Raw genomic sequence first — 13,250 nt, 5'->3', positions numbered from 1 at the left:
CGTTCAGCCGCGTAGTGCGGTGCGCAAGTTTCCGCCCGCCGCGCTCAGTCGTTGCTGCGCGGCGTCGCGGTCCAGCCCCAATATCAGCATGGTCGTGGCCAGCTTGATGCTGCCCCCGGCAGTGTCCAGCGCGCCCTTGGCCACCTCGTATTCGGCGTCGGCGAGGGTCGCCACCATCTTGACCGCGCGGTCCTGCAGTTTGACGTTGGTGGGGCGCATCTCCACCATCAAGCCGCGATAGACGAAGCCCAGCCGGATCATAACCCCGGTCGAGATGCAGTTGAGCGCGGCTTTTTGCGCCGTGCCGGCCTTCATCCGGGTCGAGCCGGACAGCACTTCGATCCCGGTTTCGATCAGAATCGAAATATCAGCGACTTCGCCCAACCGCCCGCCCCGATTGTTGAAAATGCCGATTGTCAGAGCTCCCTTGGCCCGGGCATGGATCAGGCCGCCGATGGCGTACGGTGTGCGCCCGCTGGCGGCGAGGCCGATGACGACGTCATTCTCGGAAACGCTGATGCCATCCAGTGCGTCGATCGCGAGCTGCTCGCTGTCTTCCGCGCCTTCGGCCGCATGGAACACCGCGTCCCTGCCACCGGCCATCAGGGTGATGGCGCGCTCGTATGGCCAGTTGAACGTCGGCGGCAATTCGGCGGCGTCCTGTGTGGCTATCCGGCCAGAGGTGCCGGCACCCAGATAGATCAGTCGTCCACCGCGTGCCAGCCGCTCGGCACCGCGATCGATCGCCTCGGCGATTGGGGCGCTCGCGGCTTGCACTGCGGCGATGGCGGCGTATTGGCCCTCAAGAATCCCGGCCACGAGGTCGCTGCTCGACCAGTCTTCCAGCGTGGCATAGCGGAGTGAGGCGGATTCGGTGGTGCTCATGAGGTCGTCTCGTTTGCTTGCTGAATTTGCCGCGCCCATTGGGCGGCGTGGGCTGCGGCGTCGATTTGAGGAAAGCTGACCACGGCATGGGGGAGGGCTGCTAGGAGGGCAGGCTTGATGCTGGGATGTAGCGTAGTGATACCACCGATGAAGGCGACGGGCAGGGGACCGGTTCGTGCGATCAAGGCGGTAGCCAGGCGCGCCAGCTCGATAGCTGCGCGCGCCAGAATGTCGGTGGCGATCGCGTCGCCCTGGCTTGCCGCGCGGGCCACGGCCTGCGCCAGGGTGCCGATGCGGCCACGGTCACTGCCGTAGACGAAGCTGCGGGTCTTGTCCCAGCCCACACCGCCCATTTCGGCATAAAGCTCGGTGGCCAGAATGGCGGCCTCGGCCGGGCCGCCCGTCTCGTCGATCCGTCGATAGAGCTGGTCGAGCGCATTGAGCGCGATCCAGGTGCCGGAGCCGGCATCGTCGATCAACAATCCACGCCCGCCCACGCGGATGAGTTCGCCGTCCGCGCTCAAGTGCAGCCCGATCGATCCCGTGCCCGCCGAGATGAGATGTCCGGTGCCCGGCGCAAAGGTGGCGCGGAATGCCAGTTCCATATCGTCGCCAAGCTGCACGGCCGATGGCTCGATGCCGAACAGCGCCGTGACCATGTTGCGTACTGCGTCGTGCACGCTTTCACCCAGTCCAGTAATGCCCAGGCAGGCGGCGACGGGTGAAAACTCACGAGCAGCTTCAGCGATAGTGGAGAGGGTCGCCAACAGGCGTTCGCGCTCGGCCGGATTGAACACATGGCCCGTCGCGCCGGCGGCACTGCCACGCGCGATGACCTCGCCATTGTCATCCACCAGCACCCAGCGCGATGCGGTCCCGCCGATGTCGACGCCCAGATACGCGCTCATCCTTCACCTCTCCCTTTGGGGGAGAGGTCGGCGCGCAGCGACGGGTGAGGGGCCCTTTTCTTGGTGCGGTGCAGGGGGAACCCCCTCACCCGACCCAAGGGGGTCGACCTCTCCCCCAGAGGGAGAGGTGAAGCAAATAAAGCCGGTCACCCCATCACCGCCCGGGCGAAACCCTTGGTGATTTCGCGCGGATTGGTGATCATGGTGCCTACCACCACCGCATAGGCCCCAGCGTCGATGGCGGCCCGGGCCACCTCTGGCGTGTTAAACCGGCCCTCGGCGATGATCGGCACCGAGATATGCGCGAAGAGTGCCCGGATCAGTTCAAGGTCCGGTCCGCCCGGCTTGGTCTCGGTATATTCGGTATAGCCGGACAGCGTGGTGGATATGTACGTCGCGCCCAGTTCGGCGGCCAGCATGCCCTCCTCCAGCGTCGAGATATCGGCGAAACTCTCCAGCCCCAAGGCCCGGATATGCGCGATGATCGCCCGTGGCGTATCGCCATGGCGTGGCCGCGGCGTGCAATCGAGCGCAATGATGTCCGCGCCAGCTTCGGCGAGCGCATCGGCTGCCGCGATGGTCGGCGTGATATAGACCGGCACATCCTCGGCAAACACCTTGTGAATGCCGATCACCGGCAGCCCCGCCGCCTTCACGGCGCGTACGTCTTCCGGCCCATTAGCGCGGATCGCTCTTGCCCCGCCATCGCGCGCCGCCAGCGCCATGGCGCCCATGAATTGTGGCCCGTGCAGCGGATTGTCCGCCCGCGCCTGGCAGGACACGATCAGCGAGCCGCGTTCCAGTTTCATTTGATGGCTCCCGATGTCATGCCGCTGATGAACTGGCGCGACAGGACGATATAGATGGCGATGATGGGCGCGGCCGAGAGGGTCAGCCCGGCAAACAGCACGCCCCAATCGGTGGTATATTCGCCCATAAACGTCGTCAGCCCCTGCGGCAGGGTCTTGAGCGCGTCGTTCTGGATGAACACCAGCGGAAAGAAGAAGTCGTTCCAGATCGGCACCACGTTCTGGATCGCCGCGATCACCATGGCCGGGCGAACCAGCGGCAGCATGATGGCCCACATGATCCGCGCTTCGCTGGCGCCATCCATGCGGGCCGCATCTTCCAGCTCGTTCGGCAGCGTGCGGATAAAGCCGGTCATGATGAACACGGTCGAGGGCAGGCCCATCGCCGTATAGACAAAGATCAACGACAGCTGGTTGTTGAGAATGCCCATGTCGCGCATCAGGATGAACAGCGGAATGATCGCCAGTTTCAGGGGCAGCGTCAGCCCGGCGATAAAGAACATCAGGATGAACCCGGCGCCGAAGAACCGGTAGCGTCCCAGCGCATAGGCGGCCATCGTGCCCAGGATCAGGATTAGCGCCATCGAGGCGCCGGTCACGACGAAGGAGTTCAGCAGATAGCGCAGGAAATTGGTCTGTTCCCAGATCTTGGTGAAGTTGGTCAGGTTGGCAAAATCGGGAAAGCCGAACGGCGATTTGAAAATCTGCTGGGTGGATTTGAATGCGGAGAAAAGCATGATCAGGATCGGCGCCAGCATGATCACCGTATTGGCCACGAGAATGATCTGGATCAGCCCGTCCCGCCCTAGCGTGCCGATGATCCCGCGGCGGTCGTAGTAGGTATTGGGCTCGGCGCTCACAGCTGAATCTCCCGGGCGCGCAAGCGCACGGTGATAACGCTGGCAATGGCGGCGATGAAGACGAAGATCAGCACGGCCAGCGCGCTACCCAATCCAAAATTGGGCTGGCCGGATGAGACGCCGCCGAAGGCGGTGCGGTAGAAATAGAGGCCGAGCACGTCGGTCGACCCATAAGGCGAGCCGTCGAGTCCGGCCATGATGTAGGGCAGCTCGAACCAGTTGAATGCGCCGACGAACAGCAGCACGAACACCACCGTGGCGCTCGGGGCGACCAGCGGCCAGACGATCTTGGTGATCTTGACCCACTCGCTCTGGGTTTCCATCCGCACGGCGTCGAGCATTTCGGTAGGAATGCGCTGCATGCCGGCGAGGAAGACGAGGGTGGGGAAGCCCAGCATGTGCCAGGCATTGGCTATGATCAGTGCCCAGAGCGCCGTGGAATCCTGCCCCAGCCAGGGTTGCGCCAATCCGCCAAGGCCAATGCCGCGCAGGCTGATGTTGAACACGCCGAACAGCGGATGCATGAACAGCTTGAACAGATAGCCGACGATGACGGTGGACAAGACAACCGGCAGGAACACCGCTATGCGGTGGAACCGCGCGCCGGGCAATTCGCGCCAGAGGGCATAGGCCAGAAAGAATCCCAGCCCGTTCTGCAGCACCATCAGGGCGACGAAGACCATGATGTTGTGGGTGAATGCGTTGCGCGTCCAAGCAGCATAGGGTTCCTCGAACAGCACTTTGTGGAAATTGGCCAGCCCAATGAAGTCGCCGCGCAACAGTCCTTGCCAGTCGAAGAACGCATAGGTGAAGGCGGCGACGATTGGATAGATGATGAACAGCGCCACGAACGCCATTGGCGGCACGATCAGGGCGGTAATCCACCATCCGCGTCCAGTCATTCGCAATCGGGTTATCCTCTATTCGTATTTTGCTGGCGTCTCAGTCGTCTCCCTCCCCCTTCGCGGGGAGGGATCAAGGGTGGGGGGATGTTTAGCCCCAATCTCAAATCGTGGCTCCGAACACCCCCACCCGTCCTCCCCCGTCAAGGGGGAGGAGCCGTTCGGTGTATGTGGCAATACCCGTTACGGCATCTTACTTCTTGAACGGCTCGTACCAGACGGCCAGTCCGTCGGTGATCGCCTTGCCGGCGGCTTCGGGCGTCGTCTGGCCACCCAGCAGCTTGGCCACTTCCTGCTGTTCCAGCACCGAGCCGGGGGGCTCGCCATAGCGGAAATTCACCAAGAAAATATACGGAATAGCCGAGGCGTTCAGCTCGGAAACTTCCTGCAGCAGCGGGTTGTCGAAGGTCACGCCGGGGATGGTCGAGATATTGTTCAGGCTATTGGCGAAGGCCTGGCCAAATTCCTGGCTGGCCACATAATTGAGGAACTTGAGCGCTGCTTCCTTGTTGGCGCCCTTGGCGTTCATCGCATAGCCGCCATCATAGTAGATGCTGACCAGCTTGGGGTCGTCGGCGGTCTTGCCAGGCGCCGCGAACACGCCCAGGTCGAGGTCCGGATTCTGCGTTTTGAATGTCGCCAGTTCATACGAGCCGCCCGCGAACATCGCCGCCATGCCCGAGCTGAACAGCTGCTGGGCGGAGGGGTAGTCCAGCCCGATAAAGCCATCGGGGAAGAAGGCGCTGACTTCCTTGAGCTTGGTCAAAGCCTCAACAAAGCGGGGATCGGTGAAGTCGGCCTTGCCGGCCAGGAGGTCATCGTTGAACGCCGGGCCCATGATCGAGGAGGTCAGATCGAACAGCACGGTTTCGTTCTGCCACGCCGTCGCAGTGCCGTTGGCGAAGGGAATTACGCCGGCATCCTTGAGCTTTTGGGCCGCGGCGATCAACTCGTCCCAGGTCTGCGGCTCGGTGATGCCGTTGGCGTCGAACAGGCCCTTGTTATAGATCACCAATTGGGTCTGGCTGGCGAAGGGGACGGCGTAGATCTTGCTGTCCGAACGCATGGTTTCCGCGGCAATCGCGGTCGGCGCGAAACCGGCCAGAGCAGGGACCGTTTCAGTCGAGATCGACTCGAGATAGCCGCCCGAAGCGATGGCTTCCATGCCGCCGTAGGCGCGCACCATCATCAGGTCCGGTCCGGTGCCGCCGGCCAAAGCCGTGGACAGGATGGTGTTGTAATTGGTGGCTTCGAAGGTCTCGAACTTGACCGTGATGCCCGGATTGGCCGCCTCGAACGTGCTGATAAACTGCTCGTACTGGGCCTTGTCCTCCTGGCGCCAGCTCCACAATGTCAGGTCCTGCGCAAATGCCGGGGCCGCGATCATCGTCGCCACGAGGCCCACGCCGATACGGAATAGATTGGTTCGCACTTTGTCTTCCTCTCCTGTCAAATCGCTTTTGCTAATGAATGGACTTGCCCGTCTTCATGCGGGTAACCGTCGGCCATCCTCGGCGGAAAAGTAATGGATTGCGACCGGATCGACCGAGAGCCGGACGCTTTCATCGGGCTCATAAAGCTCGTTCGGCGTGGTGCGAACGCCCACCAGCGTCCCGTCAGTCAGGCGCGTGTAGACGAAGGCATTCTCGCCCAGATATTCGGTATAGACCACGCTTGCGGCGATGCCGGGACTGGCCAGATCGCGGCTCAGGCTCCAGGCATCCGGCCGTACGCCGATCTTGAGCGGCCCATCGCCCATCGCGGGAAGGCGGGGCAAGGCCAGCGTATCGCCGCCGGCGAAAGTGATGCCATCGCTTGTTTTTTGCACATTGACCAGCGCCATCTTGGGCGACCCGATGAACCCGGCGACGAAGGTATTGGCCGGCGTTTCGTAAAGCTCGCGCGGCGCGCCGACCTGCTCTATCCGGCCCAGATTCATCACCACGATCCGGTCGGCCAGCGTCATCGCCTCGACTTGGTCATGGGTGACATAGATCATCGTGCCGCCGATCTGCCGGTGCAGGCGGGCAATCTCCAGCCGCACTTCTGAGCGGAGTGCCGCGTCGAGATTGCTGAGCGGCTCATCCAGCAGGAACACTTCCGGCTTGCGCACCAGCGCCCGCCCGATCGCCACGCGCTGGCGCTGTCCGCCGGAGAGTTCACGCGGATAGCGCTTGAGCAGCGGTTCCAGCCGCAGCATCCGCGCCGCCTCGGCAATGCGCGCCTCGACTTCGGGCTTGGTCAGGCCCATCAGCCGCGCGCCGAAAGCCATGTTTTCGTAGACGTCCATATGCGGGTAGAGCGCGTAGGACTGGAACACCATGGCGATGCCGCGCTTGGATGGCGGCACGTCGTTCATGCGCTGGTCGTTCAGCACGAACTCGCCTTCGGTGATCGGATCGAGGCCGGCGATCAGGCGAAGGAGGGTGGATTTGCCACAACCGGAGGGGCCGACGAAGACCACGAACTCGCGATCCCCGATATCGAGGTCGATACCATGTAACACATTGGCAGTCTTGAAGCTTTTCTTGATCCCGCGCAGGCTTAGTCGTGCCATGCTTGTTCCTCAGACCATACCAGTTCAATACCAGTCCCAAAGCCGGTCACGCTATGGCACAGAATCCAGGTTAGCAAGGGGCGCCAGGGCGTGGGGAAAATGCCATCATGCATGGCAGGCCGATAACAACGTTGCAGTTGACGCATTGGCAGTCGTAAGCTCTCCTCCGGCAATGCCTTTTCCGTTGGGGTGCGGAACGGCGCAGCTCATAAAAACCTCGGAGCGGGAGACCTTCATGCATTTGAATTTCGGCAAGACGCTTTTGACCAGCCTCGCGATGGCGACGCTGCTCGGTACTGCCACTTTGGTGCTGCCGGCGCAGGCGGCGAACTTGCGCATGGCTTGGGCGCAGGACGCCACAGGCCTTGATCCGCATACTCAGACGGCGTTCTCGTCGCTGCGCCTGCTCGAGCTGATCTATGAGCCGCTGGTGCGGCTCGACGCGCAGTACAATGTCGTCCCGGCCGTAGCCACGAGCTGGGAATTCTCCAGCGACGGGCTGACTCTCACCTTCAAGCTCGATCCGAAAGCCAAATTCTCGACCGGCGACGCGGTGACCTCCGCCGACGTCAAGGCCTCCTTCGAGCGCCTGCTCGATGAAGCGACCGCAGCGGCGGCACGCGCCAACTTCCTCTCGATCAAGACCATCGATACACCGGACCCGCAGACCGTGGTGTTCAACCTGAGCCAGCCCGACGCGCCGATCCTCGTTGCCATGTCGGGCACCAATGCCTCGATCGTTCCTGCCAGCGCCATCGCCGATGGCAGCGTCGCCACCAAGGCCGTCGGCTCGGGCCCGTTCATGCTCGACGAGTGGGATCCGAACGTCAAGGAAGTGCTGAGCGCCAACCCGAATTGGGCCGGCGGCAAGCCTGGCGTCGATGGCATCACCATTTCGGTGTTGCCGAGCGAGAGCTCCATCATCGACTCGATGCGCGCCAACCAGATCGACTTCGCGCTGTTCAACGACCCGACCATCGCGACGCTGATCCCGGGTGAGCCGAACATGACGCTCAACCGCATTCCCGGCCTCGCCTACAACGTGCTGCAGCTTAATCCGTCGCGTCCGCCTATGGACAATGTGAAGGTGCGGCAGGCCATTTCCTGTGCCGTCAACCGGCAGGAAATCATCGATACCGCGCTCGTCGGCGAGGGCAAGGTCACGGGCCCGCTGACCATGGCAGCCTTTGCGTCCGATCCGGCGAGCCTCTTCTGCTATAAGCAGGACGTCGAGAAGGCCAAGGCGCTGATGGCCGAGGCCGGCCTTGCGGACGGCTTCTCGGTCAACGTGATCGCCGCGACCGGCGAGCCACCCTATGCCGCCAATGAAGCGCAGGTGCTGCAAAGCCAGCTTGCGGTGATCGGCGTCAAGCTCACCATCCAGACCATGGACCTCAAGGTCTATGTCGATACCTGGCTCAAGGGTGATTTTGACATGGCGGTGGCGCAGAATGGCGGCCGCCCGGATCCCTACCCGATGTATAACCGTTACTTCACCAAGGACGGCAATCTGATCAAGGTATCGAACTACGCCGATCCCGAACTGGACAAGTTGCTGCAGGAGGGCCGGGTCGAGACCGACATCGCCAAGCGCAAGCCGATCTTCCAGGAGTTCGAGCAGCGCCTCGCCGAAGCAGCCCCCTGGATCTGGATTAGCAGCACTGTGACCTACACCGCCAACCTCGCCACCGTGAAAGGCTATGAGATCAATCCGAGCGGATTGCTCTTCTCGCTGAGCAAGGTGACTGTGGGCGAGTAGCGTCTCCGAGGCGGGACACCAATCCCGCCTCACTACCGGTAAGTGCGCCCACCATGAACTATCTGCTGCAACGACTGCTGACGTTTCCGCTGGTCCTGCTGGGCGTGTCGCTGCTGGTGTTCTTTGCCATCCGGCTCGTGCCCGGCGACGCGATTATCGCGATGCTGGGCACCGAAGCTGGGCTATTGACGGATGCGCAGCGTGCCTCGCTCGCCGCCTATTTTGGCCTGGATCAGCCGGTTGTCGTGCAGTACGGCCGCTGGCTGGCAGGGTTGTTCCAGGGCAATCTCGGCATCTCGACGACTTATGGCAAGCCGGTGCTTGAGGTGATTATCGCCCGCTTTCCGCTGACCATCGAGCTGGCGCTGCTCTCGATGGTGATTGCGCTGGCGGTGGGCGTTCCGGCCGGCGTGTTTGCCGCGACGCGTAACAATCGTCCATCCGACCTGGTGGTGCGGCTCTTCGCGATGCTTGGGCAATCGACACCGAGCTTCGTCTTCGGGCTGGTGCTGATCTATCTGCTTTCGGTGAACTTCCACGTCTTGCCAGCCATGGGCTCGTTTACGCCGCTGTTCGTCGATCCGTTGGGCAATCTGGCGCAGATGATCCTGCCGTCGATCACGCTGGGCTTCGCCTTCGCGGCGGCGGTGACGCGAATCTCGCGGTCGGCAATGCTGGACGTTTTGAGCGACGACTATGTCCGTACGGCGCGGAGCAAGGGCGCGTCGCAGCGCGATGTCGTCTGGAAGCATGCATTGCCCAATGCGCTGATCCCCGTGGTGACGCTGAGCGGCGTCGAGTTCGGTTACCTGCTGGGTGGCGCAGTCATCGTCGAGCAAATTTATGCGCTTCCGGGGCTGGGTCGGCTGACCCTCGATGCGATCTCGCAACGCGACTACGCGCTGGTGCAGGGCGCCGTGCTGTTCATCGCCTTCAACTTCCTCGTCGTGAACCTCCTGGTCGATCTCGCCTATGCGGCGCTTGATCCACGCATCCGGCTCGGGGGCAGGTGATGGGGTTACTCAGGGCGGTGCTGCGGCACCCCAGCGGCCGCATCGGAGCGGCGATCATCCTGCTGTTCCTCGTGGTAGCGGCACTAGGCGCCATCGGCCTGACACCGCACGATCCGCTGAAGCAGTATGTGATTGATCGCCTGAAGCCGCCGAGCGGCACATACTGGTTCGGCACGGACCTTTTGGGTCGCGATACCTTCAGCCGCCTGATGCTCGGCATCGGAGAATCCTTCCTCGTCGCATTCGCGTCGGTTGCGGTCGCCGCGACCGCCGGCACCGTGATCGGGCTGTTTGCCGCGTGGTGGGGTCACCTTTGGGACGGCATATTGATGCGGATCATGGACGTGCTGCTGGCATTTCCGGCGATTCTGCTCGCACTGCTGATCGTCGCGATCGAAGGCCCCGGTGTGGCAACCAGCATCACGGCGATCGGCATCGTCTATACGCCCATCTTTGCCCGCGTCGTGCGGGCGCCCGCGCTGGCCCTCAAGGGGCGCGAGTTCGTCGAAGCCGCGCGCACCTTCGGCAGTTCGCAACCCTACATCCTGTCACGTCACCTGTTGCTCAATCTCGTCGCGCCGCTGACCGTGCAAATCACCCTGGCGCTCGCCTGGGCCCTGCTGACTGAATCCGGCCTCAGCTTCCTGGGCCTCGGTACGCAGCCGCCGGCGCCGTCGCTCGGCGTGATGCTGGCCGAGAGCAAGTCGATGATGACGCGCGCGCCATGGCTGATGGTGTTTCCCGGCCTCACCATCATGCTCGCTATCCTGGGCTTCAACCTGTTCGGCGACGCACTTCGCGATATCCTCGATCCGCGGACGCAGGAGCGGCCGGCATGACCCCGCTGCTCTCCGTCAAGGACCTGCATGTTGGCTTCGGCCGCGACCCCAAGGCCAATGAGGTGGTCAAGGGCGTGAGCTTTGATCTGGCCGCGGGCGAGACGCTGGCCATCGTCGGCGAGAGTGGGTCGGGCAAATCGGTGACGGCGCTGTCGATCAACCGGCTGGTGGATTTCGGCGGCGGCCGAATTACCGGCGGCCGTATCACTCTGCAAAGGGGCGACGGCTCCATGCTTGATGTGACCAAGGCTGACGAGTCAGCGCTGGTTCGCGTGCGCGGCAGCGATATCGGCATGATCTTTCAAGAGCCGATGACCTCGCTCAATCCCGTCCACACCGTGGGCGCGCAGATAGAGGAAGCGTTCAAGCTCAATCGCGGCCTCACCGGCAGCGCCGCCACCCGGGCCGCCAAGGAGGCACTGGAGCGCGTCCGCATTCCCGACTCTGCCCAACGCCTCAAATATTATCCGCACCAGCTGTCAGGCGGCATGCGCCAGCGCGTCATGATCGCCATGGTGATCGCCAGCAATCCGCGCCTGCTGATCGCCGATGAGCCGACGACGGCGCTCGATGTCACCGTGCAGGCGCAGATCATGGCGCTGCTGGCGGAACTGCGCGGCGAGCTCGGTATGTCGATGATTTTTATTACTCACGACATCGGGCTCGTCGCCGGCATCGCCGACCAGATCATGGTGATGCAGAATGGCGTCGCGGTAGAGCAGGGCGCGTTGGACGCCGTGCTGGATAATCCGCAGCACGATTATACGCGCCACCTGCTCAAGGCGGTGCCTCACTTTAATGGCGGCCGCGCTGTCCGCAGCGATGGCAGCCGCGTGGCAGGCGCCGCACCGGTGGTCAGGGTGGACAATCTCGTCGTCCGCTTCCCCGCCGCCAAGGGCCTGTTCGCCCGCGCCGCTGGGGCGGTGCATGCGGTGGATGGCGTCAGCTTCGATCTGGTCCCCGGCGAAACCCTCGCCATTGTCGGCGAAAGCGGCTCGGGCAAATCCACCACCGCCCGCGCCATTCTCGGCCTCGTTGGCACCACGCGCGGCCGGATCGACAGGGCCTCGGGCCGCAGCCCGCGCCCGGTGCAGATGGTGTTCCAGGACCCGTTTGCGTCGCTCAATCCGCGGCTGAATGTTGAAAGCCTGTTGGCTGAGCCGGCGATTGCTGCCGGGCAGCGGCGCGATGCCAAGCTGCGCGAGAGAATGGCATTTTTGCTGGCGCGGGTGGGGCTGCCCGACGATGCATTGACCCGTTTTCCGCATCAGTTTTCCGGTGGTCAGCGCCAGCGCTTGTGCATCGCCCGAGCGCTGATGCTCAATCCGGAAGTCGTGGTGCTGGACGAAGCTGTGTCGGCGCTCGACGTTTCGGTGCAGGCGCGTGTGCTCGACCTGTTGATCGACCTGCAGCGCGAATTCGGCCTCGCCTACCTGTTCATTTCCCACGACATGGCGGTGGTCGAGCGCATCGCGCATCGCATCGCGGTCATGTATGCCGGCCAGTTGGTCGAGATCGGCACGGCCGCCTCCGTGCTGTCCGATCCGCAGCACAGTTATACCAAGCGCCTGATCGCCGCCGTGCCGGCTATCGAGCGGCGCAAGCAGGTGTTCACCGTGGACGCCACGCAGGTGCCATCGCTGGTGCGGCCCAAGGGCTATGAGCCGCAGCCGTCGCGGTGGCGCGAGGCTGGCCCCGATCATCGCGTTCGCCTGGAGACAGTATGAGTTTAGTTGAAGCCATCATCGACCGCGCCTTCGCGCCATTGCAAGTTTCGGTCGAAGCCCAGCGCATTCCCGGCGGTATTCTCGGCCTCGTTGACGCCAGCGGCGCGCGCGCGACCCGCGTCGTCGGATCGGCTCAACTTGTGCCGACGCCGCGCGCGATGACGGAAGACACCTGGTTCGACCTCGCCTCGCTGACCAAGGTCATCTTCACCACCCAGCGTATCCTCGCGCATGCGGAGGCCGGCCGGATCGACCTCGACGCGCCGTTGATCTCGGTGATCCCTGATTTCCGCCAGTACAATGTGGATAATTGGGAGCGGAAAATCACCTTTCGCCAATGCCTCGGGCATCAGACACCGTTCCCCGGCGTGTTCCCGCTCTACACCTACGGCACCGACCCGAACCTGCTCCGCGCCTTCGTATTGCAGCACGAATGGCCGGCGGGTCCCGCCGTCTATTCCGATATCAATTTCATCCTGCTGGGTATCGCGTTGGAGCGTATCGAGGGCAAGACCATTCGTCAGATGGACCCGGGACCGGGCTTCGCCTGGTCCGCCGACCCGGCGCAGGCAGCGGCGACGGAGTTCGACCCCTGGCGCAACCGCGTCGTGGTGGGCGAGGTGCATGACGAAAACTGTTTTGCATTGCAAGGGTCGGGCCATGCCGGACTGTTTGGGCCGGTGGGTTCGGTGCTTGATTTCGCGCAAGGCTTGCTGGGCGGGGCAGCGTCGCCGCTTATCCGCACCACGATATCGGGCCGCCGCACCCATGGCTGGGAGCGCTCCTACGATGGCTGGTCCGGGGGCGATAACTGCTCGCCCGACACTATCGGCCATACCGGCTTCACCGGCACCGGCCTGTGGATCGATTTCGCCAATGGCCGCGCCTGGACGCTGCTGACCAACCGCGTCCACCCCACCCGTCATTTCGATAGCGGCATTGTCGCTTTGCGCCGTGCAGTCGGCGATCTCATCAACGCGGAGCAATGATT

At 63.3% G+C, this 13,250-nt stretch carries 12 protein-coding genes; 5 read left to right on the top strand and 7 right to left on the bottom strand.

Going from position 1 to position 13,250, the window contains the following annotated elements:
• Positions 1-3 precede the first annotated feature (3 nt).
• The 7 genes from JWR51_RS13275 to ugpC all read right to left on the bottom strand — a co-directional run bounded on the left by JWR51_RS13275 (position 4) and on the right by ugpC (position 6,921).
• Positions 4-885 (bottom strand): N-acetylmuramic acid 6-phosphate etherase, encoded by an 882-nt coding sequence (locus tag JWR51_RS13275; protein ID WP_299748121.1) that lies wholly within the window; start codon positions 883-885, stop codon positions 4-6.
• Complete coding sequence (locus JWR51_RS13270) at positions 882-1,793, bottom strand: BadF/BadG/BcrA/BcrD ATPase family protein (RefSeq protein ID WP_299748120.1); 912 nt, start codon at positions 1,791-1,793, stop codon at positions 882-884. Before JWR51_RS13270 ends, JWR51_RS13275 begins: the two co-directional genes overlap by 4 nt.
• A 146-nt stretch (positions 1,794-1,939) precedes the next feature.
• Positions 1,940-2,602, bottom strand: coding sequence for an N-acetylmannosamine-6-phosphate 2-epimerase (locus JWR51_RS13265; protein WP_299748118.1), 663 nt, complete (start codon positions 2,600-2,602; stop codon positions 1,940-1,942).
• Positions 2,599-3,462 carry a carbohydrate ABC transporter permease gene (locus tag JWR51_RS13260; protein ID WP_299748116.1) on the bottom strand — a complete coding sequence of 288 codons (864 nt, stop codon included), beginning with the start codon at positions 3,460-3,462 and terminating at the stop codon, positions 2,599-2,601. The genes JWR51_RS13265 and JWR51_RS13260 overlap by 4 nt, the downstream gene beginning before the upstream one ends.
• Positions 3,459-4,364: a sugar ABC transporter permease gene (locus JWR51_RS13255; RefSeq protein WP_299748114.1), complete on the bottom strand. Its 906-nt coding sequence runs from the start codon at positions 4,362-4,364 to the stop codon at positions 3,459-3,461. The genes JWR51_RS13260 and JWR51_RS13255 overlap by 4 nt, the downstream gene beginning before the upstream one ends.
• A gap of 193 nt (positions 4,365-4,557) precedes the next feature.
• Entirely contained in the window at positions 4,558-5,796 is a 1,239-nt protein-coding gene (locus tag JWR51_RS13250; RefSeq protein WP_299748112.1) for an extracellular solute-binding protein, read from the bottom strand.
• A 54-nt stretch (positions 5,797-5,850) separates the two neighbouring features.
• On the bottom strand, positions 5,851-6,921 hold the full coding sequence (gene ugpC, locus JWR51_RS13245; RefSeq protein WP_299748110.1) for a sn-glycerol-3-phosphate ABC transporter ATP-binding protein UgpC: 1,071 nt from the start codon (positions 6,919-6,921) through the stop codon (positions 5,851-5,853).
• A gap of 235 nt (positions 6,922-7,156) precedes the next feature.
• Between ugpC and JWR51_RS13240 the strand changes: the two genes are divergently transcribed.
• From JWR51_RS13240 to JWR51_RS13220, 5 genes are read left to right on the top strand one after another with little or no spacing between them, the layout of a single operon-like run.
• A complete protein-coding gene (locus tag JWR51_RS13240; protein ID WP_299748109.1) occupies positions 7,157-8,680 on the top strand; it encodes an ABC transporter substrate-binding protein in 1,524 nt (507 codons plus the stop codon).
• 53 nt (positions 8,681-8,733) lie between these two features.
• Positions 8,734-9,693: an ABC transporter permease gene (locus JWR51_RS13235; protein ID WP_299748107.1), complete on the top strand. Its 960-nt coding sequence runs from the start codon at positions 8,734-8,736 to the stop codon at positions 9,691-9,693.
• Positions 9,693-10,532 (top strand): ABC transporter permease, encoded by an 840-nt coding sequence (locus JWR51_RS13230; protein ID WP_299748105.1) that lies wholly within the window; start codon positions 9,693-9,695, stop codon positions 10,530-10,532. Before JWR51_RS13235 ends, JWR51_RS13230 begins: the two co-directional genes overlap by 1 nt.
• Positions 10,529-12,259 carry an ABC transporter ATP-binding protein gene (locus JWR51_RS13225; protein WP_299748103.1) on the top strand — a complete coding sequence of 577 codons (1,731 nt, stop codon included), beginning with the start codon at positions 10,529-10,531 and terminating at the stop codon, positions 12,257-12,259. The genes JWR51_RS13230 and JWR51_RS13225 overlap by 4 nt, the downstream gene beginning before the upstream one ends.
• The gene (locus tag JWR51_RS13220; protein WP_299748101.1) at positions 12,256-13,248 is read left to right on the top strand and encodes a serine hydrolase domain-containing protein; all 993 of its coding nucleotides are present in this window, start codon (positions 12,256-12,258) and stop codon (positions 13,246-13,248) included. Before JWR51_RS13225 ends, JWR51_RS13220 begins: the two co-directional genes overlap by 4 nt.
• The last annotated feature ends 2 nt before the right edge of the window (positions 13,249-13,250 follow it).

Source organism: Devosia sp., assembly GCF_028290625.1.
In the GTDB taxonomy this organism is placed as follows: Bacteria; Pseudomonadota; Alphaproteobacteria; order Rhizobiales; family Devosiaceae; genus Devosia.
Note: the sequence above shows the minus strand (reverse complement) of the source record. Positions and strands in the feature narration are given on the sequence as shown.